The organism is Syntrophales bacterium (genome assembly GCA_035363115.1).
Classification (GTDB): domain Bacteria; phylum Desulfobacterota; class Syntrophia; order Syntrophales; family PHBD01; genus PHBD01.
On the sequence record DAOSEM010000006.1, the window covers coordinates 185,049 to 204,789 of the forward strand.

General features: G+C 60.1%; 19 protein-coding genes. 8 read left to right on the plus strand and 11 right to left on the minus strand.

Translation table 11 applies throughout. The annotated features are described in order from the left end of the window. Window positions 1-16: 16 nt before the first annotated feature. Window positions 17-328: a hypothetical protein gene (locus PLO63_12875; protein HOI75030.1), complete on the minus strand. Its 312-nt coding sequence runs from the start codon at window positions 326-328 to the stop codon at window positions 17-19. Next, window positions 309-2,330: a PHP domain-containing protein gene (locus PLO63_12880; GenBank protein ID HOI75031.1), complete on the minus strand. Its 2,022-nt coding sequence runs from the start codon at window positions 2,328-2,330 to the stop codon at window positions 309-311. Before PLO63_12880 ends, PLO63_12875 begins: the two co-directional genes overlap by 20 nt. A gap of 699 nt (window positions 2,331-3,029) precedes the next feature. Here PLO63_12880 and PLO63_12885 point away from each other — a divergent pair. From PLO63_12885 to PLO63_12915, 7 genes are all read left to right on the plus strand, one after another. Further along, window positions 3,030-3,731 carry a transglutaminase family protein gene (locus PLO63_12885; protein HOI75032.1) on the plus strand — a complete coding sequence of 234 codons (702 nt, stop codon included), beginning with the start codon at window positions 3,030-3,032 and terminating at the stop codon, window positions 3,729-3,731. 2 nt (window positions 3,732-3,733) lie between these two features. Further along, window positions 3,734-4,732, plus strand: coding sequence for a hypothetical protein (locus PLO63_12890; GenBank protein HOI75033.1), 999 nt, complete (start codon window positions 3,734-3,736; stop codon window positions 4,730-4,732). A 130-nt stretch (window positions 4,733-4,862) separates the two neighbouring features. After that, window positions 4,863-5,207, plus strand: coding sequence for a YkgJ family cysteine cluster protein (locus tag PLO63_12895; protein ID HOI75034.1), 345 nt, complete (start codon window positions 4,863-4,865; stop codon window positions 5,205-5,207). Then, a complete protein-coding gene (locus tag PLO63_12900; protein ID HOI75035.1) occupies window positions 5,204-6,832 on the plus strand; it encodes an FAD-binding protein in 1,629 nt (542 codons plus the stop codon). The genes PLO63_12895 and PLO63_12900 overlap by 4 nt, the downstream gene beginning before the upstream one ends. Further along, window positions 6,829-8,283 carry a succinate dehydrogenase/fumarate reductase iron-sulfur subunit gene (locus tag PLO63_12905; protein HOI75036.1) on the plus strand — a complete coding sequence of 485 codons (1,455 nt, stop codon included), beginning with the start codon at window positions 6,829-6,831 and terminating at the stop codon, window positions 8,281-8,283. The genes PLO63_12900 and PLO63_12905 overlap by 4 nt, the downstream gene beginning before the upstream one ends. A gap of 199 nt (window positions 8,284-8,482) precedes the next feature. After that, window positions 8,483-10,540 carry a hypothetical protein gene (locus PLO63_12910; protein HOI75037.1) on the plus strand — a complete coding sequence of 686 codons (2,058 nt, stop codon included), beginning with the start codon at window positions 8,483-8,485 and terminating at the stop codon, window positions 10,538-10,540. An 81-nt stretch (window positions 10,541-10,621) separates the two neighbouring features. Continuing rightward, window positions 10,622-11,770, plus strand: coding sequence for an HD domain-containing protein (locus PLO63_12915; protein ID HOI75038.1), 1,149 nt, complete (start codon window positions 10,622-10,624; stop codon window positions 11,768-11,770). A 12-nt stretch (window positions 11,771-11,782) separates the two neighbouring features. Here PLO63_12915 and PLO63_12920 read toward each other — a convergent pair whose 3' ends face one another. The 9 genes from PLO63_12920 to PLO63_12960 form a co-directional block, all read right to left on the minus strand. Next, a complete protein-coding gene (locus PLO63_12920; protein HOI75039.1) occupies window positions 11,783-12,238 on the minus strand; it encodes a phosphate-starvation-inducible PsiE family protein in 456 nt (151 codons plus the stop codon). Window positions 12,239-12,251: 13 nt separating this feature from the next. After that, window positions 12,252-12,935 carry an MBL fold metallo-hydrolase gene (locus tag PLO63_12925; protein HOI75040.1) on the minus strand — a complete coding sequence of 228 codons (684 nt, stop codon included), beginning with the start codon at window positions 12,933-12,935 and terminating at the stop codon, window positions 12,252-12,254. 17 nt (window positions 12,936-12,952) lie between these two features. Then, a complete protein-coding gene (locus PLO63_12930; GenBank protein ID HOI75041.1) occupies window positions 12,953-13,825 on the minus strand; it encodes a DUF4384 domain-containing protein in 873 nt (290 codons plus the stop codon). Window positions 13,826-13,835: 10 nt separating this feature from the next. Next, window positions 13,836-14,780 (minus strand): dihydroorotate dehydrogenase, encoded by a 945-nt coding sequence (locus PLO63_12935; protein ID HOI75042.1) that lies wholly within the window; start codon window positions 14,778-14,780, stop codon window positions 13,836-13,838. Further along, window positions 14,764-15,600: a dihydroorotate dehydrogenase electron transfer subunit gene (locus PLO63_12940; protein HOI75043.1), complete on the minus strand. Its 837-nt coding sequence runs from the start codon at window positions 15,598-15,600 to the stop codon at window positions 14,764-14,766. Before PLO63_12940 ends, PLO63_12935 begins: the two co-directional genes overlap by 17 nt. A 105-nt stretch (window positions 15,601-15,705) precedes the next feature. Further along, the gene (gene rimI, locus PLO63_12945) at window positions 15,706-16,167 is read right to left on the minus strand and encodes a ribosomal protein S18-alanine N-acetyltransferase (protein ID HOI75044.1); all 462 of its coding nucleotides are present in this window, start codon (window positions 16,165-16,167) and stop codon (window positions 15,706-15,708) included. Window positions 16,168-16,180: 13 nt separating this feature from the next. Next, window positions 16,181-16,879 (minus strand): PTS sugar transporter subunit IIC, encoded by a 699-nt coding sequence (locus tag PLO63_12950; GenBank protein ID HOI75045.1) that lies wholly within the window; start codon window positions 16,877-16,879, stop codon window positions 16,181-16,183. A 41-nt stretch (window positions 16,880-16,920) separates the two neighbouring features. Then, window positions 16,921-17,409 carry a PTS sugar transporter subunit IIB gene (locus tag PLO63_12955; GenBank protein HOI75046.1) on the minus strand — a complete coding sequence of 163 codons (489 nt, stop codon included), beginning with the start codon at window positions 17,407-17,409 and terminating at the stop codon, window positions 16,921-16,923. Between the two features lie 13 nt (window positions 17,410-17,422). Next, on the minus strand, window positions 17,423-17,833 hold the full coding sequence (locus PLO63_12960) for a PTS sugar transporter subunit IIA (GenBank protein ID HOI75047.1): 411 nt from the start codon (window positions 17,831-17,833) through the stop codon (window positions 17,423-17,425). A gap of 205 nt (window positions 17,834-18,038) precedes the next feature. Between PLO63_12960 and PLO63_12965 the strand changes: the two genes are divergently transcribed. Further along, entirely contained in the window at window positions 18,039-19,394 is a 1,356-nt protein-coding gene (locus PLO63_12965; protein ID HOI75048.1) for a phosphomannomutase/phosphoglucomutase, read from the plus strand. Window positions 19,395-19,741: the final 347 nt, after the last annotated feature.

A 19,741-nucleotide genomic window follows, 5' to 3' on the forward strand; every position in this document is an offset into this window, starting at 1 on the left:
GTGCGAACTACGTTTATTAAGTTGATTGCTTTGATGTTCCTGCTTTATATTTTTCGTACTCAGGGAGAAATAACCTCTCTGATTCATCTATAAACTCTTGTTTCCTGTCTCTGAGATCTCGAAGTTTCTCGTGTATACTCTTGTAGACGATCTGATGAGCTTGGTTTTTGATTTTCTCTTTATCATATTCATCAAACTCTACATCCTCCCCAAGTGTCAAATCTACTAATTTTAACAGATCCTCCTTTTTAATCCTATCAATCGGCAGAAATTCACCAACCCCATCAAAAAAAAAGCCAAGATTGTTATCAATCTTCAATAGCTTCATATCTATGTCTCCTGCTTTGATAGGCGTCCCTGCCAGCCTCTAGTGAATTCATCATAATTTCATGAGTCTTGATAAATTGCCCGTCGACAGACTTTAGAACCTTGTCCATCGGATGACCAGAGTATATTCTATAAGTCACAACCCCATTTTCTATGGTCTTAATGGCATAGAGTAGGTAATCCGCACCTACAGAGGCACCAACCGTGTTGTTGTGCGTAACCACAACCACGGGCATGGATTTTGATATTTCTCTGATAATCTGATTTACATCACTCTTTAGAAACATATTATCGAATGAGGACTCTGGCTCATCGATAAGTAAAATATCATAGCTTTGAGCGTCTTGGATTTCCTGTAGCAATCGAAATTCCGACCGTTCTCCTCCCGACACTTCAAAACCGTCTCGATTTATAATATTATATTCTATTTTAGTAAATAACTTGTATAGTTCTGATTTTGGTAGACTGGGATCGGACATCAGTGCTTTTAGATACCGGTAAGGATTCCCGTATTCTTTCATCGCTTCCTTAAATGCCGTTTTTACGACACTTGTATTTCTAAGTTCTCCAGCCCTTTGGAATGGACCTTTGCTGGCAACAACACGGAATCCCTGAACACTCTCTTCGAAAATTACAGACTCTCTTTGCAAGTGGTTTACAATATCTGAGAATCTCGCTACCTTTCTTGCCTCCATAGTTACTTGGTATAAATCAACATCATCAACCTGAATGGCGGACGATCGCATTTTTAAGTTCCCTTTTATATCTTTGATTAAGCCATTGATAAACCGTTTTTTCCTGTTTTCCAAAGCCTTACTCCAAAGCAATTCTATTAATTCACACGCGAGCTTTTTTAGAGATTGTATATCAACATACCTCTCGATAATTTCCTTGTATTCAAGGTTTTCTATAACATGACGAACTGATTCTATAAGTTGTCTTAGAATTTTATCATCCTTGTCGGGGAATGCCGTCTCGTCAAAGAGGGCGACCTTTGAATATGCATCTCGCCTATCAGCTTCTTCTGCCGACTTACAAAGCGTGGAAATATAATTCTCGACATCCCGTTTGTTACTTTCAAGGTCAACTTTCATAACGTCATCTAAGACAGCCTTGAACGCGGATAGATAATCATCAATAACCCCACTTCGTTTTTTTTGAATGTCTTTATTAAACTCACGCTCATATGCTTCTTCATCTAGTTGTACCAACGAAAACTGCTTAATATATTTAGCCCTTTCACTTACATTATTTATCTTATTCAAAGTATATGTTTTACCGGTTGATCGCTCACCAAGGAGTACATTCAATCCAGTGGAAATCTTTTGTCCATCATCAAAAATCTGAAATATGAAGTTTCCTTCGTCCTTTGACAAAGAAACCTTACGCTTGTCGCCAAGGCATGCCCTAATGGCACTTAAAGTCAACTCGCCACAGTCCAAGAAAGTTTGTCTCGTAGGGAGTTCATTAAGTTTATCGCTCACCCTGACATCACTAAATAGAACAGGGGTTAGCTTTGTTTCATCCTTTATTGCACGGATAAATTTTTTAGCGCTATCGACCTCACCAGCTGCTAAATAGGGCAAAAGTTCTTCTAGTGTTTGTACGCGTATAGATGGGCTTTTGTCATAATGGGGAATAATCAAGTAGTTTTGTAGATTACCATAAATATCTTTCAGATCACGTACGGTAATGCTACCGGTCCGAGATACTCTTCGGAACACCTCATTGGACCTTGATTCAAAGTCTTCGATGTTTGATCCATCGCTAATCAGTATTATGTGACCCTCATCTAAGTTTATCTCAATGCCCGGGAATACAACAATTTGTAGTAACTCTTTTAAATCCCTAAATTGTTGGGCATCAAATATATTGTGATTGGTTATCGCAATAGCATCAAGATTAGCGTCTGTTACATATCGTTTCAGAGTGTCCTTACAGAATGTAAAGTGGTTGTCACTGACTGTTGAGATGGTATGAACGTGTAGATCTATTTTCTTCATGACGCACTCCAAGCTACGTTGGGCGCTAGTATTAGGGACATCAAAACAATGTTTATCAAGTTAATTATTAATAACCAAAACATGGCATTATTTTCATCTAACACTCTATAGTGAAAAACGACATTTTTATTATAATAATCTTTTACATACGTACTTAAATATTCGCATTGCTTTTATAGCGGCTTATTCTCTGGATCTTGATAAGATCTATATCCCTTGATGGGCACAATATAAAACCCCGCTCTATTGAAAGAAACGGGGCCTTGTCATTCAGTTCATATTTCCCTCCAGTATGTTGATACGGGATGGAACATACAACTGCATTTTTACTTTGTTGGCTCGTTTACCATCATTCCTATTCAAAATCCAGCATTAAAATACGTTATATCAATTCATAGACTTCCGTAAGTTATGCTTCATAGCTGCCTTTTCACATGCCGTAAAGAAGAACCACCACTTATCATTGTTTAACATGGATCTCCAGAGAATGTATGACCACTTTTATATTAGGAGAGAAGGCCTTGCATGATCTGACGATCTGGAAATAACTGGACAATAGAATCTCAGAAAACCGAGCCTTTGAAGTTTCTTGAAGGAAACACCTCGATGTTTCTGCATCACCCTTTCCCCGATTGACACCGGGCCCCCCATTTCCTATAGTGGCCCCGCTTCTCAACGTTTCCGCCAAGGAGGGTTCCCGTGAGCGATGACGTGCAGGCCTGCCTGATCCCGACCCCTTTCATCAACAGCGATCATCCGGCGGTGCGGAAGTTCGCCCTGGAGGCGGCGGGAGACGCCGCAACCGAGAAAGACAAGGCCGTCCGCCTTTTCTATGCCGTCCGGGACGGGATCCGCTACGACCCCTACCGGATCGTCCTCTCCGTCGAGGGAATGCGGGCGAGCACGACCCTGGAGAAGGGGTACGGATACTGCGTCGTGAAGGCGGTCCTCCTGGCGGCCTGCGCCCGGGTCCACGGGATTCCCGGCCGCATCGGCCTCGCCGACGTCCGGAACCACCTGACCACGGAGCGCCTCAAGAGCCTCATGAAGACGGACCTCTTCACGGGCCACGGCTACTCGGAGCTCTACCTGGGCGGACGCTGGATCAAGGCCACCCCGACGTTCAACATGGACCTCTGCGACCGCTTCGGCGTGAAACCCCTCGACTTCGACGGCATCCACGACGCCCTCCTGCATCCCTACGATCAGAAGGGGAACCGCCACATGGAGTACGTCCAGGACCACGGCCCCTTCAACGACGTGCCCCTGGAGATGATCAAGGAGTCCTTCCGGGTCTACTACCCGACCTTCTTCAAGCCCGACGGCAGCCCCGCCATCGGGGGAGACTTCGAGCGGGAGGCCGTCGAAGACCGGGCGTCCCGGGCGGCCGGCAAATCATAGCCATGACGGGAGACCCGCTTCCGACCTGGAATCTGCACTCCACGCGGGACTACCACCTTCAGGACCTGACGACCCTCGGCTGGGAGTGGACCGTTTGCAACAGCCTCGCCCATCCCGAGAGTCTCTGCCGCACGGTCCTCGTGCGCCCCGATTCCTACGGGAATCTCCTCCGCCATTTTCTGGAACGCCATTTCGATCTGGGCCGGGTGCGGCGTATTCTCGAAGTCGGCGGGGGATACGGCGTCCTGAAGCGGGATTTCCTGGCGGACCGCCCGGAATGGTCGTCCCTCTGCATCGACCTGTCGCCGGTGCTCCTCGAGAAGCAGAGAGAGGCACTGGCGGGATTTCCCGCGGACTTCCGCCGGGAGGATTTCCTGGAGACGCCGCCGGAGATCCTGGCGGGATTCGGCCTGGCACTTTTGAACGAGAACCTGGGGGATTTTCCCGTGGTCCTGGACATGCCGCGGGAGATCGAAGACACAGAGCGATGGTCGCAGCGGGAAACGAAGTCTGATTCCGATCGCCTGATGGAGCGGGTGTATCGTTTGTTCGCGAACTATGGCCTGGAAGCGCTGGAAGCCCCACTGTTCCCCTTCAACCTCGGGGCCTGCGAGGCCCTGGAGAAGCTCTGTCTGGCGGGTGTTCCGTCGATCTTCCTGAGCGAGCACAGCTGCGAGGCCCGCGTGCCGGAGGAGCTGGCCGGGCTGATCCGTGTCTCCGCCCCGGGACGGCCGGAGCGGATTCCCCTGAAAGGCCACGACGAGTTCACCATCAAATTCTCGCACCTGGAGGCCATCGCCCGGTATCACGGCTACCGGGTCCGCCGCGGTCCCCTGGCGGATTTCCTGTCCGTGGCCTGGACGGACCGCCTCCGGGCGATCCTGCGCGCCCCGGCGGCACGGAACGACGAGGAGGAAGTCCTCCGGCATTTCCTCGAGGACCTGTACCAGTATGAGTACCTGATGCTCCAGAAGGGAACGGAATTGAATCCGTCCCCGTGACGGGATTCAAATGGGCGCGGATTTGAAATCTGTCCCCGTTTCCAGGGCGACGGGGGCAAATTTCAAATCTACCCCCGAAGAACCGATTCCGACCCAATTTGCGTTCCGTGTTCGAGGCATGAGACAAGCCATGAGCAACCCGGAAGAAATCGAATGCAAGCGTTGCGGCAAGTGCTGCCTTGCCGATATGCTCGACTACGCCGCCGAGGAGGAGAAGGAACGCTGGCAGCGGGAGGGGCGGGACGACATCCTCGGGATCATCGAGCAGCACCACGGCGTCTGGATGGGGGACCACATCGTCTCGGCGAACAACGGCCATACGTTCCGGGGCTGCCCCTTCCTGGAGTGGGAGAACGGCCTCACCCGCTGTGCCATCTACGAAACGCGGCCCCGGGTCTGCCGGGAGTTTCGGCCCGGCTCCTCGGAGATCTGTCCCCGGTTCCGGGGAAACGAACAGGAGGAAGCGGGTCCTTGACCTCTCCGGAGACGACAGACTGCCATGTTCTCGTGATCGGGGCCGGAGGCGCCGGGGTCCGGGCGGCCGTCGAGGCGTCCCGGTACGGCGAGACCGTGCTGCTGTCGAAGGCGATCGCCGGCAAGGGCGGCTGCACCCCCATGGCTGAAGGGGGGTACAATGCGGCCATTCGGTCGCAGGACTCCGTTGAGGCCCACCTCCGGGAGACCATCGAGAGCGGCGCCTTCCTGAACGACCCGATCCTGGCGGGGACACTGGTCCGGAACGCCCCGGAGCGCCTCCGGGACCTGCTCCGCCGGGGGGCCGTCTTCGACGTCACGGAGAATGGCGAGGTCGCCCAGCGCTATTTCGGCGGCCAGAAGTACCCCCGGACCTGCTACGCCGGCGACCGCACGGGCCACGAGATCATGACGACCCTGATGGAGTGGCTGCGCACGACCCCGGTCCGGGTGTTTCACGAAACCTCTGCCATCGCCCTCCTGAAAGACGGCGACGCCGCGACGGGAGCCCTCGCCCTCGACCGCAGCGGCGGCCTCCTCCTGTTCCGGGCCGACAGCGTGATCCTGGCGGCGGGCGGGGGCGCGAAAATCTACGCCTCTTCGACGAACTCGGCAAGCGGCACCGGCGAGGGCTACGCCCTGGGCTACGGGGCCGGCGCGGAGCTGATCGACATGGAGATGGTGCAGTTCCACCCCACCGGCGCCGTCCATCCCCCCGACGCAAAGGGAAGGCTGATCACGGAGGCGGCCCGGGGCGAGGGGGGAATCCTGCTCAACCGGTTGGGAGAGCGCTTCATGGTGCGCTACGACCCTGTGCGCATGGAGCTTGCCCCCCGGGACGTCCTGTCCCGGGCGATCGTCACGGAGATCCGGGAGGGAAGAGGAACGGCCAACGGCGGCGTGCATCTCGACGTCTCCCGCCTGGGGCCGGCGGTGATCGAGGAGCGCCTGCCCGTGATGCTGGAACAGTGCCTCCGCTTCGGGGTCGATATCCGGCGCGAGCCCGTGGAGGTCGCGCCGGCGGCGCACCACGTCATGGGCGGCCTGCGGATCGACCCGCTGACCTGCCAGACGACCGTCGAGGGACTCTACGCCTGCGGCGAGACGGCGGGCGGCGTCCACGGGGCGAACCGCCTCGGGGGAAACGCCCTTGCCGAGACCCAGGTCTTCGGGGCCATCGCCGGTGAGGCGGCGGGAAAGTCAAAACCGCGGGCATCCTCCATCCCGGAGAAGCAGGTGGAAAGGGAGCGGAGAAGGCTGGATGCCTTCCGGACGGGCAAAGCGAATCCTTATGCCTTGCTCAAGAGACTACACGAGATCATGGGGGAAGGCGCCGGGATCTTTCGGAATGAGACCGGCCTGAAGAAGGCGCTCCTGGAGATCGACCGGATTTCCCGGGAGCGGCTCCGGGCCGCTGTCCCCCGGAACCTGGCCGACTGCTGTTCCGTCCGGAACGCCTGCACGACGGCCATACTCGTCTGCCGGGCCGCCCTCCTGAGGGGGGAATCCCGGGGAGCGCACATGCGAACGGACGCCGACGCGCCTCGGAACGAAGAGCGGTCACTCTTCGGGCACACCTTCCTTTCGCTGTCCCGGGAGGGGATCGAGAGGAGGGACCGGCCGTGAAGACCATCCGCCTCACGGTCTCCCGGTTCGACCCGGAGTTGGACGATGGCCCGCGGCTCGAATCCTATACCGTTGATATCAACGAGGGCGCGCGGGTCCTCGACGCGCTCCAGGCCGTCCGCGACGATATCGACGCGACCCTTTCCTACCGCCGTTCCTGCAGCGTGGGACAGTGCGGAAGCTGCGCCGTCCGGGTGAACGGCCGGCCCGTCATGGCCTGCAAAGAGGAGGCGACCGACGGCATGGTCGTGGAGCCGCTCCGGCTGCCCGTGGAAAAGGACCTCGTCACGGACCTGGCGCCGCTCCTGAAATCCGTCGCCTCGTTCGCACCCCGCGGGGAGTCGACTGCGCCGGGCAGGGCGGAGACCGAATCCATCAAGCCGCTCCGCCACTGCATCCAGTGCTTCTCCTGCGTCTCCGTCTGTCCGATGCTGGACGTGGCCGAATTCGCCGGGCCTACGGCCATGCGGCAGAAGATGCGCCTCGCCCTCGATCCCCGCGACGCCCGGGACCGCATCCCCGAGGCCGTGGAGGCCGGGCTCTTTCACTGCACCTCCTGCCAGGCCTGCCGGATCGCCTGCCCCGAGGAGATCGCAACCCCCGCCCTGGCGATCGAGAAGCTCCGCGCTCTCGCCGTCGAGCGGGGCTTCACGTTTCCCAAGCACCTCGAGTTCGCCCGGCTCGTCCGGGAGACCGGCCGGAGCATCTCGTTCCCGGGCCCCCGTTTCCTGGAATGCGTCCCCGAGGTGGTCGAACCGGAGACCGCCGCCCGCTGCACCGTCGCCCTCTTCACGGGTTGCCTGTACGACCTGGTGATGCCCGAGACCGCCTTCGACGCCGTGGAGGTCATGCGGCGCAACGGAATCCGGGTGGTCGTCCCCAAGGACCAGGTCTGCTGCGGCTCGCCGCTGATCCGGACGGGGCAGACGGACCTCGTGGCAGGCCTGATGGAAAAGAACATCGGGATCTTTGCACGGCTCGGTGTCGACGCGGTCATCACCATCTGCGCCGGCTGCGGGACCACGTTGAAAAACGATTACGACACGCCCTTCGAGGTCCTGGACATCACGCAGCTCCTGGTGCGGCAGGGAATAGAGTCCCCGGCCCGCCTGCCCGTCCGGGTGACGTACCACGATCCCTGCCACCTGCTCCGCGGCCAGGGGGTCCGGGAAGAGCCGAGGGAGCTGATCCGGCAGGCGGCGGAGCTCGTGGAGATGCCCGCCTGGTGCTGCGGCTCCGGGGGCGGTGTCCGGGCGGCGTTTCCCGAAGAGGCAAAAGCCCTGGCCCTGAAGCGCCGGGAGGAGATCGAAAAGACCCGCGCGGACGCAGTCATCAGTGTCTGCCCCTTCTGCGAGTTTCACCTGAGGGAGCACGCCGGCAGGCGGGTTCAAAACATCTGCACGCTGCTCCTGAAGGGCTACCGGAAGAAGGACCGGCGGGAGTCTCACTGAGGCCGGACGGAAGAAAGCGGCGGCTCCCAGTCCTTCCCGGGTGCCCATCGGCAGGCCGCGGCTGGAACCGGTGGTTGAAACGGCGGCTTGACTACCCCGGTAAATCTCGCGTAAATGCTCAGTCGATATGAACGGAACAAATCTGAGGGAACAGAACGCCATATCAGGTCCGGATCGTCCGGCACCCGAAACCGCACTCATGGTTTCACAGCGGCTCTCCGCCCTGGTCACCGCGCTGAACCTGCTCCGGCTCAGTCTCAACATGTACCCGCCGGGCCATGTCAGAATCCAGGAAGCAACGGAACAGGCAGGCGATCTCCTCCAGAAATCGCTCCAGGGGAGGATGGAGCTCAACTTCATCATCGACGGGCCCATGATGGCGTCGGGCGAGATCCCTCTCGATCCGAACAACTCCTCCGTACGGGACTATCTCCGGACGCTCTCCTCTTTCCGACTGGTTTCGATCAGCTTCGTGGCCGGTGTCAGCAAGCAGGAGATCGTCGATTTCCACAAGTTCCTCGCCCAGAAGCCATCGGATGTGTGGATGAAGAGCACGGTGGCTCGCGCCGTCGCCCAGGCCGGGATCACGCGGATCCGCGTCAAGTCCCTGGACGCGGATGACTTTCAGATCACCGACGAGCGGGAAATCTTTTTCACGCCGGAGAACAAGGAAAACAAGAAGGGCGACTTCTGGCTCGACTTCCTGGCACGCTCCAAGGAGCTATCGCTGACAATCGCCGACCCCGCCCTTTCGCCATTCCTGGATCCCTCTTTCCAGGCGCGCGCCCTCAATGAAAGGCCGGACCTGTGGCAAGGCGCCGTCGACAGCTATGAAAAACTCGTCCGCGAGTACTTCCTGGACCTGCGCCACGGAAACGCCGGCTCCGCTATCCGCTTCGAAGCGCTGGCGAACATCAGCAACATGCTGAAGAGCCTGACCCCCGAGCTGAGGGCACAACTTCTGGACTCCCTGGAACGCCAGGTCTGCCTGCAGCCGGAGACGGTGCTCGAACTCGAAAACCTCAAGTGTTTTCCAAAGGACGTCTTCCAGCAGATCATCCAGCTCAACCAGGAGCGGAAGAACCGGATCTCTCCCACGCTGATTCTCCTGATGCAGAAAATGACGACGGTTCACCGTCAGGAAATGGCGGCCACAGGCGTCGCCCCCGAGGAGGACTTCTCGGTGGGCAGCGTTCGGGACCTGATCAAGCGGGAAAACTACGAGAAGTACGTCCCTGTGGAATATGAAAATCTGCTCCGGGATGCCGCGGAAACCCCCGGTATGGCCGTATCCGGGGAAGAAGCGTTCCCTCTCCAGTGGCACCTCCAATCCCTGCAGGACGACGAGATTCAGTATCGGATCACTTATTTCAGCCTCGTCATGATGGAAGAGGATATCCCGGATGAGGAATACCGCCTGTTGAGCGAACACCTGGTGACTTCCGCCATGGGGCTCGTCAGCACGGGACGGTTTTCCCTCCTGACCGAGGTCCTGGAGACCCTGCAAACCCATACCCGGACAAAGCCGTCGGAGTCCGTGCGCCAGAGGGCGCTCTGGACCATCAAGGCCTTCACCAGCCGTCAGATGATGTCCCTCGTGGAGCCGTTCCTGCAGATCGATATCGGACAATCCGATTCCCTGAAGGCGTACCTCAAGGCCTGCGGGGAAGACACCCTACCCTGGCTCTTCGATCTGTACCTGGACCGCTCCTTCGCCCCCTCGCCCTTTTTTCTCGGCATCCTGAACAGCTACGGGAAGGCGGCCGGCGATGAGGCCTACCGAAGGCTGAAGGGACAGGACTCACTGGGAATCTCACGCCTGCTGACATTTATCCGGGACACGGCGCAATACAATGTCTCCACGGCCCTGAAGGAGCTATACGAGCAGGGCAGCTGGGATGTCAGGATGGAAGTGCTGGAGACACTCCTGCAGTTCAAGGATCCCCTGGCGCCGGATCTCCTGCGAGACGGAATCAGGAGGGAGAGCTGGGAGGAAAAGACGGGGGTCATCAGCCTGATCAGCAGGCATCGGATCTGGGGTCTGATCGGTGACGTGCTGGTGCTTGTGAAGACCTTTCTGATCCGGGAGGAGGACGCCGTCCGGAACGAGTGGATCATCCGGGAAATCGCCGCCAGCCGCGATCCCGCGATCATTCCCCACATGGAAAGCCTCGCGAAGATCCGCTGGACCCTCTCGCCGCGCAGGCTGAGCCGCATGAAACGCCTGATCCGGGAGACGCTTCCCCCGGCTGCTTAAGAATGAACCGGCAACCGGGCCCGGTCGTCATCGGCAATGGACGGCCGGCGGAAGCCGGAGACAGGTCGGAGGTCTTGACCCATGGCAACATACCAGGATTCCATCGGCGAAGCGGTTACGCAACTGACGGCGGCCGTCCAGAACTCCGGCATCTATCCGCCAGACCACCCCCTGGTCCTCTCGCATATCCAGGGTGCCTACGAACACCTCAAATACCTGATGAGCATCCGGCTGGATACCACCATCCTGCTCCTGGGGGAACATCTAACCATCGACAATCGCCCCCTCCTGCTGGCCGGGGCGACGGAAACCGCACTGATCCGCATCCTCAAAAAACGGGCCGTCGAGCGGATTACCTTTGTCCGGGGACTCCCGCTCTCCCAACTCGAGACGTTCGTGCGCAATCTGTCGGATCCGGAGGCAAAATCCATTCATTCCCTGCCCCAGATCCGCATTGGGAAGATCAAGCTGAAGGAAGCGGAAAAGGGGGAAGTCGATGACGGGACCGGCATTGTCTCTTCCGAGCTGGACCTCGACGAATTTGTCGAGCTGGAGATCGAGACCCCGGATCAGCTCGTCCGCAACATCTACCGCAGCATCGCCAAGGGAAGCAACCTGGACATGGAGCGGGTGGACGACATGGTCGTCAACTTCATGGACGGTCTCCGCAAGGAAGTGAACCCCCTGAAGCTCCTCTCGGAGCTCAAGTCCAGCGACGAGTACACCTTCACCCACACGGCAAACGTGGGCATCCTGACCATGTACCTGGCGGAGTACGTGGGATTCAAGGCCCCTCACCTGAAGAACATCGGGGTTGCCGCCACCCTGCACGATATCGGCAAGATCACCACGCCGGAAGAGATCCTCATGAAACCGGGGAGCCTGACATCGGAAGAACGGGCCGTCATGGAGAATCACACGATCAACGGAGCCATGTACCTGATGAAAATCAAGGGCGTGACCAACCTTGCCGTCCTGGCGGCCATGGAGCATCACATCAAGTTCGACGGCACCGGCTATCCCCGGTTGAAACAGAACTGGAGTACCAATATCATCAGCCAGATGATCTCGATTGCCGACGTCTTCGACGCCCTCCGGACGGCCCGGCCCTACCGCGACCCGATGCCGCAGGAAAAGATCGAGCAGATCCTGATCAAGGAAAAGGGAACGTCCTTCAACCCCTACCTGGTTGATCGCTTCCTTGAACTGGTCCGGAAACCGGTGGAGTGACGCAAGGCCCTGTCAGGCACCATCTTCAGGCTGTCCGCCTTCCCTTGCCGCATTACAGGCGGCCATCCGCTGTTTCACCCCGCAGGTCACAAGATAGTAGCCCAGGGACAGGGCAAGGACGATGGCGGCAATCCCGACCAGAGTCATGCCGGAAGCCTCCTTGACGTCCAGAACGATCACCTTCCGGGCCACCGCAATGATCGCCAGCATCAGGACGACTTCCAGATGAACCGGCTCGGCGGAGAGGTAACTCTTGAGGGTGTGGATGAGTTCCAGCCCGATGAGAACCAGGAGAAACATGCCAAAGACTTCCAGGAGTTCGTCGATCTCCAGGAGGAAAAGGGGCGGCGTGAAAATATCCCGGACCAGGAGCCAGGCCACCTCGACGGTTGCCAGGAAGACGGTCAGGGCCATCATGCCGATGAGGGCGTAAACCGTAGCCTTCTCGAACTGTTTCAGCGTCTTCACGGGAGCCTCCGCGTCAGCCGTTCATGCGCAGGTAGCGGTGGATGTAGGCGGCGGCCTGCTCCTTCGGCTCAAAGATCCCGAAGTGCCCCTCGCAGAGGACGTCCGGCTCCAGGGCCAGGATCTTCTTCATGGAGGCCCGCCAGTCGCTGATGTTGGAGCGGAAGGCCGACATGAAGGGGCCGTGGATGTCCTGTCCGAAAAGGACCCGCTTCCCGTTCCGGTCGAGCCAGACCACGATGGAGCCGGGCGTGTGGCCCGGCGTGTGAAGGCAGTGCAGATCCTCGCCGCCGAAGGCCAGGACCTCCTCCTCCCCCTTGAGGCGCCGGTCCACCCGGGTGGGCGGGAAGTCCGTCTCGTACCAGTTGGCCGCCGTCCGGACGGGGTCCCCCGCCTCGATCGCCTCCGCGTCCAGTTCGTGGATCAGGATCCGGCAGCCGTACCGGTCTCGGAAGAAGGGAGCCGACCCGATGTGGTCGATGTGGCAGTGGGTCAGGATCAGGGTGGAAATGGCCCCGGGATCCAGCCCCGCCCCCTCGATGTTCCGCAGGAGGGCTTTCGAGCTGCCGCCGGCCCCGGAGTCGATCATGACCAGTTCCCCCTGGAAATCGACGACGAATACCGTGGCGTCGTCGGACCGGGAGACATCCGGTCCCCCCACGAGCCAGATCCCGTCCCAGATGGCTTCCGCCCTGCCCATAGCCGGCCTCCTACCGTTCAGCGGTTCGTCCGCAGCGTCGCCGAGGTCTCGAAAAAGCCCGCCCCGGCAACCTGTCCGTCGGGCTTTGCGTTCTTCACGGGCGCCTTGACGACACTCACTCCCCGGACCTTCACGTCCATGTCCGCCGCCTTCGTCCGAACCTCATAGACTCCGCCCGCCGCCTCGAGCTGGAGGTCACCAATGGGAGAGGAACTGGCGTATACCATGATCTTCTCCTCCCCGAAGGGCGGGACCACCTCGAGCTGGAATTTGTCGTTGCCCGAGGGGATCTCGTAGACCACGCCGCCCTGGAAATAGTTGTCCGACCGGTAGGGATTCGGAAGCAGTTGGAGGATCTGCCCCTTCGTGTCTCGGTAGATCACCCGGGCAAAGAAGGGCCGGTTCCCCTTGAGGAAAATCCGGATCTGCTCCGACTGCCGGTACGTCTGCCTGTCCGTCCAGACGCGGACGTTCAGCGGGGCCCCGGGATCGTCCGCCAGGGCGGGCTTTGCGGCGACCCGGTCCATGGCCTTCGTGTCGGGAAGGATCTCCGCCTTGACCCGGATCCGGAAGCACTCGCCGGTCTTGGGGTCGGTGTACCAGGTCCGCTGGAGTTCCTGGAGGATCCGGACGGTGCCGTTGGCATAGGCCTCCAGGAGGTCCTTGAGGACCGTCGCGTCCTCGACTTTCGTCTCGCTCTTCACGTACGTCGCGGCGTACTCCAGCGCCTGCCGCCTGGCGTTGGCCAGAGCGTCGTCTTCCGTGGCCTTCCGGGACTTGTCATAGCCCATGCAGGAGTAACCCTCCGCCTCGGTGATGGCGGAAGAGGCGGCGAACGCCGGCAGGGCCGCCAGGAGCAGGACTGCAGCCAACAGGATCGCTTTCTTCATGACGTTCTCCTTACCGTACGGTGTTGCACACGAGCGAGCCGACCAGATCCTTCATGTCCCTCATACCGTGCCGCACGAGGTAGGCCTCGATCCCCTCGATGACGTCGAGGGACGTTCGGGGGTTCATGAACTGTCCCGTCCCCACCTGGACGGCCGAGGCCCCGGCGATGAGAAATTCCAGGGCACCCGCTGCGTCGACGATACCCCCCACGCCGATGACGGGGACCTTCACCCGGCCGGCGACCTGCCAGACCATGCGCACCGCCACGGGCCGCACGGCCGGTCCGGAGAGCCCGCCGGTGACATTCGCGAGATGGGGAACACGCCGCTCCACGTCCACGGACATGCCCAGGAGGGTGTTGATGAGCGAGAGGGCATGGGCTCCGGCGGATTCGACGGCGAGGGCGATCTCGACGATGTCCGTGACGTTGGGGGTGAGCTTCACGATCACCGGCAGGTCCGTGCTTCCCCGGACCGCCGCCGTCACCTCCGCCGCGGACTCCGGCCGCGCACCGAAGGCAATCCCGCCCTTCTTCACGTTGGGGCAGGAGATGTTCACCTCCAGGGCATGGACGCCGCCGGCCCGGCTCAACTCCTCCGCCACGGCGGCGTATTCGTCGACGGCCTCTCCGAAGATGTTGACGATGACCGGGACGTCAAACTTACGCAGGTAGGGAAGCTTCTCCGCGACGAATGCCTGGACGCCCACGTTCTGCAGGCCCACGGCGTTGAGCATCCCCGCGGGCGTCTCCATAATCCGGGGCGGCGGGTTGCCGGCCCGGGGCCGGAGGGAAATGCCCTTGGTGACGACGGCCCCCAGGTGGTTCAGGTCCGCGAACGGGGCGTACTCCTCCCCGTACCCGAAGGTGCCCGACGCGGGCATGACCGGGTTCTTCAGGTTCAGGCCGCCGATCGAGACGGCGAGCGACGGGAGGTTATTACCAGTCGAGTTCATGGATGTCGAAAACCGGTCCTTCCCTGCAGACCCGCACGTATGACAAAGCGCTGTCCCTGCCGCGGACGGCGACGGCGCAGCCCAGGCAGGCCCCGAGCCCGCAGGCCATGCGCTCCTCCACGGAGACCTGGCATGGAACCGGCGAGTCCCGGAGCATGTCCGCCAGACATGACAGCATCGGCCGGGGACCGCAGGCGTAGAGGGCCGTCTCTTCCGGGTGGAACGAGGGCAGATCCTGGCCCAGGGGGTCCGTCACGATGCCGCATGAACCGCAGGTGCCGTCGTCCGTGGTGACGACCACGCGCGAGCACAGCGCCTCCATCCGCTCCAGCCCGACCAGGGCGTCGGCGCAGCGGGCACCGGCGTAACAGACGATGTCTTTTTCCGCCCCGTCCGGGATTCCCCGGTAATGCTCCGCCAGGAAGGTCAGGGGGGCGATGCCGATGCCGCCGGAGATGAGCACGAGGGTCCGGAGTTCCGGGGCAATGCGGAATCCGCGGCCCAGGGGGCCCAGGACCTGCAGCACCCGGCCCGCCGGGAGGCCCGAGAGCAGGGCCGTACCCTTCCCGGCCACCCGGTAGAGAAGCTCCAGGCGGGCCTCCCCCCTCCGCTGCGAGAAGCTGTAGATTCCGAGGGGCCGGGCCAGTAGGGGGTCCGACCGGTCGGGCATCCGCACCATGACGAACTGGCCCGGAACGGGGTCGGTGATGGGAATCGGGAGTCCCAGGACCATGTGGAAATGGCCGGGCGCCGTCTCGCGATTCGACAGCACCACCCCCTCGACATTTCGCTCCATTCCCCGCCGTGCCTGGTCCGTCATGATTTCCAATTCGATTTCTTGAACGATCCTGAATGTTTGAATGGTCCCGTCTCTTTTCTCACAGGAGACGGGCAATTGCAACGACAAATCCGGCCCGCTCCCCCGTCACGAAGCATTCCACTCCATGAGAAGCGCGTCTTCGCCGGTTTCGGGATAATAGCCGCGCCGGGTGCCGGTGCGTTGGAACCCCCATTTCCGGTACAGCTCGATGGCCGCCGCGTTGCTTCTCCGCACCTCCAGAACCACCCGCGTCACGTCCTCCCGGGTGCACAGATCCAGCATTCCCTTCATGAGGCAGTCGGCGATGCCGGCGCGCCGGAGGTCCTGCCGGACGGCGATCCGCTGCAGCTGGCCCTCGCCGGCCACGAACCAGAAGAACATGTACCCGCATACGGAAGCCCCCGGCCTTCGCGCCTCCCGCGCTGCAAGGCTCCTGGAGATGACCAGGTCCAGCTCCCGCAGGAACAGCTCCCGGGACCAGGGGGTCGGAAAGGAGGCGCGCTCGATGGCCAGGATCTCCTCCAGGTACTCTTCCGTCACCGGAGAAAGTTCAATGGACGGGCTCATCCGGGACTCCGAATCATGGGCCCTGGAACAGCTCAAGGAAGAAAACGGCCGCCAGGTACACGCCGCAGAATACGTGCAGCGCCCTCTTCTGGGAAAAGGCTTTCAGGGCGGCGGCGATTCCCACGACGGGAAACATGAAATACGTCAGCTGCAGGGCCATGCGGACCGAATGGGAAAGATGCTCCAGAAGCCAGCCCAGGAGAGGAACGCCCACCGCCAAAAGAACGGCCAGCAGCCCCGCCGACGAGAGCCAGTAGCGGCCGATCGCCCGTATGTGCAGCCGGGAGACGGCCCCGAGATCGCCCGCTTCCCCGGCCGCAACGGCCTGCCGCGCCAAGCGCTCGTTCAGCATGACGAGAACCTGCTCCCCCTTCTGGGCGAGGTGGGCAACGGGCAGAAACATGAGAAGAGAAAGGGCGACGGTCTCCCTGGGAACGTTCCCGGACGGACCCGGGCTGTTCAGGACCGCAACAGAAACGGCAAGAACGGTCACGATGGTTTCGTTGGGGGGAATGTAGGTCCCGATGGGAAGATGGTCGATCCAGAACAGTTCGATCAGGGCTCCCACGAGCAGACCCGTCGCCGGGGCGCCCAGCATCCATCCCGTGAGGGTCCCCGCCACGACGGGGCGGGAGATCATGGCCTGGAGAACGACCCGGTCCAGGCACATCAACCCGCCGGCTGTAGCAATGAGAAGGATTTTCCAGTGCACGGGTCCCTCCGGCGGGTGTCCTCGGGGCGGTCGGGACGGCGCTATTGGACCTCGTCGCCGAGGACATCCCGGATGTCGACGGGTTTCTCCCGCGGGACGCGGCGGACATCCACGTGGACGCCGTCCTTCACCAGCTCCCGAATGGCGCTGATGTCCTCTTCCCCAAGCAGGACCGAGGGAGCGCACTGCTGGATGCACTCCTCGTTGTGGATGTTCCCGATGTTCAGGTGGTCGAAGTAAAATCCGCCCCGATACGCCCGCAGGGCATCCTTCATGGATGAGAAGAGGATGATGGCCTTGCGGCCTTTTCTCTCGATGCTCCGGATGTTTGTCGGAAACTCGTCGACGCTGCTGATCAGGGTCTCGATTTCCCGGGGGACGGACATCTTGATGACCGTCTCCCGAAAAAAATCGTTCGCCACGTGGTCGTCGACAACGATGATGCAGTTGGCCCTGGCAAAGGGAACCCATGCCTCGATGATCTGGCCGTGGACCAGACGGTTGTCGATTCTCACCAGGGCGATGTCCATGTCCGGGAACCCGTCATGTGCCGACCTTCCTGTTGAGGATCTCGCTGGCGAGGGAGATGTTGTTCCGTCCGTAATCCTTGATGAAGCAGGAGAAATCCTTCAGGTTCATAGTCTCGCGGACATCGGCGAGCTTCAGCATCATGGGGAGATTGACGCCGGTGACGACCTCGACCTTCCCGTCCTTCATGAAGGAAAGGGAAATGTTGGAAGGCGTTCCGCCGAAGAGGTCCGTCATGATGAGGACCCCTTTGCCCTGCTCGAGCTTCTTGATGGCGGTGCTGATTTCCTTCTTGATCTCTTCGACGCCCTTGCTCTGGTCGATGGGGATGTGGAGAACGCCCTTCATGGGACCCTTGATCATTTCTGCGGCCTTGATCAACTCCTTGCCGAGATCGCCATGGGTTGTAATCAGAACTCCGATCATGATGCACTCCAGCCAGTACCGTTTAGGGGCGCTACGCTAATGGATTCACCTGCTATTGTCAAGGCCAATCGGCCCTCAAATCCTTCTTGACAGAGTCGCCCTTTTTAACATAGAACGCCGTACTTTCAATGTACTGCACGCGCTTCCCCGCAGCTTGCCGGGGAGGTTGTCTTCCATAACCCGCCGATTCAACGAGGAGGCCATCATGAACCCAGAGATTTTCCGGGAATACGACGTCAGGGGCCTGGTGGACAGGGACCTGAATCCCGATTTCGTCCGGGAACTCGGGCAGGCCATCGGGACCTACGCCCGACAGCGAGGAGTCCGGACCATGACCCTGGGCCGGGATTGCCGGCTCAGCTCCGAATCCTACGCCGGGCAGATGGCCCGGGGTCTCCGGAGCACCGGCATCGACGTCATCGACGTGGGCATGTGCGCCACACCTGTCCTCTATTACTCCATCCGCCACCTGGAAACGGACGGCGGCGTCATGGTCACCGGTAGCCACAACCCTCCGGAATTCAATGGTTTCAAGATCTGCATCGGTCCCGACACGATCTATGGCAACGACATCCAGGAAGTCCGCCGGATCATGGAGAAGGGCCGCTATGAACGGGGTGAGGGCCGCATGACGACCCAGGACGTCTCGGGCGCATACGAGGACCTTTTGTTCGGGAACGTGGCGGTCAGGAAGGGCATCTCCGTCGTCGTCGACGGGGGAAACGGCGTCGGCGGCCTCTTCGTCCTGCCCCTGTTCCGGCGCCTGGGCTGCCGTGTCACCGATATCTACTGCGAGCCCGACGGGCGGTTCCCGAACCACTTTCCCGACCCGACGGTGCCGGAAAACCTGAAGGACCTGATCGCTCTCGTAAAGAAGGAAGGAGCCGATCTCGGCATCGCCTTCGACGGGGACGCCGACCGTATCGGAGCCGTCACCGACGAGGGGCGCATTCTCTGGGGCGACGAGCTCCTGCTCCTGTTTTCCCGGTTCATTCTCAAGGAGCGTCCCGGCGCGGCGATCATCGGCGAGGTGAAGTGCTCCCAGAACCTTTACGATGACATCGCCCGGCACGGCGGGCGGCCCATCATGTGGAAGGCCGGCCACTCCCTGATCAAGGGGAAAATGAAGGAAGAAGACGCCGTCCTGGCCGGGGAGATGAGCGGCCACCTGTTTTTTGCGGACCGCTACTACGGGTACGACGATGCGATCTACGCGGCGGTACGACTCCTGGAAATCGTCTCCTCCTCCGAAACCACCCTGAGTGCCCTGCTGGCGGACGTTCCAAAAACCTTCACCACGCCGGAGATCCGCGTGGACTGCCCGGACGAGCTGAAGTTCCGGGTCGTCGAGGAGGTGAAGGCCCGTTTTGCCAGGACGTACAAGATCATCGACATCGACGGCGTGCGCATCCCCTTCCCTGACGGCTGGGGCCTGATCCGAGCCTCCAACACCCAGCCGGTCCTCGTCCTGCGCTTCGAGGCGGCGACGGAGGACCGCCTCCGGGAAATCCGCGGCCTCGTCGAGGGAACGCTCGAAGAGGTGAAGCGAACCGTCTCCTGACACCGCCCAAAACGCACAAAGGGGTGGACCGATTTCAAATCCACCCCCTTCCTAATTTTTTCATTTTTTTTAAAGTGATTCAGGAGCGGATGGGGGGCCGGCATGTGGGAGCCGGGCTTCCCTCGCGCTCAGGAGCGTTTTTTCGACCCTGCATCGTCTCGCTCCGCTGCAAAGTCATAACTCGCGCCCAGGGGCGCTCAGACAGATGACTTTGCGGGCGCTGCGCTGCGACGGCAGGGTGCCCCGAAAAAGCCGCTATTCGCGCTCCGGGAAGACCCTCCTCCCCACCAACGTTCGCGGGGGCGCGACCGGGGGTTCCCAGAGGAGCAATTGGAAAACGTTTCCGG

What these genes read in the sequence shown, in the direction of transcription:
- PLO63_12875 (HOI75030.1), bottom strand. Translation starts at nt 328, where the DNA reads ATGAAGCTATTGAAGATTGATAACAATCTTGGCTTTTTTTTTGATGGG.
- PLO63_12880 (HOI75031.1), bottom strand. Translation starts at nt 2,330, where the DNA reads ATGAAGAAAATAGATCTACACGTTCATACCATCTCAACAGTCAGTGAC.
- PLO63_12890 (HOI75033.1), top strand. Translation starts at nt 3,734, where the DNA reads ATGACGGGAGACCCGCTTCCGACCTGGAATCTGCACTCCACGCGGGAC.
- PLO63_12895 (HOI75034.1), top strand. Translation starts at nt 4,863, where the DNA reads ATGAGCAACCCGGAAGAAATCGAATGCAAGCGTTGCGGCAAGTGCTGC.
- PLO63_12910 (HOI75037.1), top strand. Translation starts at nt 8,483, where the DNA reads ATGGTTTCACAGCGGCTCTCCGCCCTGGTCACCGCGCTGAACCTGCTC.
- PLO63_12915 (HOI75038.1), top strand. Translation starts at nt 10,622, where the DNA reads ATGGCAACATACCAGGATTCCATCGGCGAAGCGGTTACGCAACTGACG.
- PLO63_12925 (HOI75040.1), bottom strand. Translation starts at nt 12,935, where the DNA reads ATGGGCAGGGCGGAAGCCATCTGGGACGGGATCTGGCTCGTGGGGGGA.
- PLO63_12930 (HOI75041.1), bottom strand. Translation starts at nt 13,825, where the DNA reads ATGAAGAAAGCGATCCTGTTGGCTGCAGTCCTGCTCCTGGCGGCCCTG.
- PLO63_12935 (HOI75042.1), bottom strand. Translation starts at nt 14,780, where the DNA reads ATGAACTCGACTGGTAATAACCTCCCGTCGCTCGCCGTCTCGATCGGC.
- PLO63_12940 (HOI75043.1), bottom strand. Translation starts at nt 15,600, where the DNA reads ATGACGGACCAGGCACGGCGGGGAATGGAGCGAAATGTCGAGGGGGTG.
- rimI (HOI75044.1), bottom strand. Translation starts at nt 16,167, where the DNA reads ATGAGCCCGTCCATTGAACTTTCTCCGGTGACGGAAGAGTACCTGGAG.
- PLO63_12955 (HOI75046.1), bottom strand. Translation starts at nt 17,409, where the DNA reads ATGGACATCGCCCTGGTGAGAATCGACAACCGTCTGGTCCACGGCCAG.
- PLO63_12960 (HOI75047.1), bottom strand. Translation starts at nt 17,833, where the DNA reads ATGATCGGAGTTCTGATTACAACCCATGGCGATCTCGGCAAGGAGTTG.
- PLO63_12965 (HOI75048.1), top strand. Translation starts at nt 18,039, where the DNA reads ATGAACCCAGAGATTTTCCGGGAATACGACGTCAGGGGCCTGGTGGAC.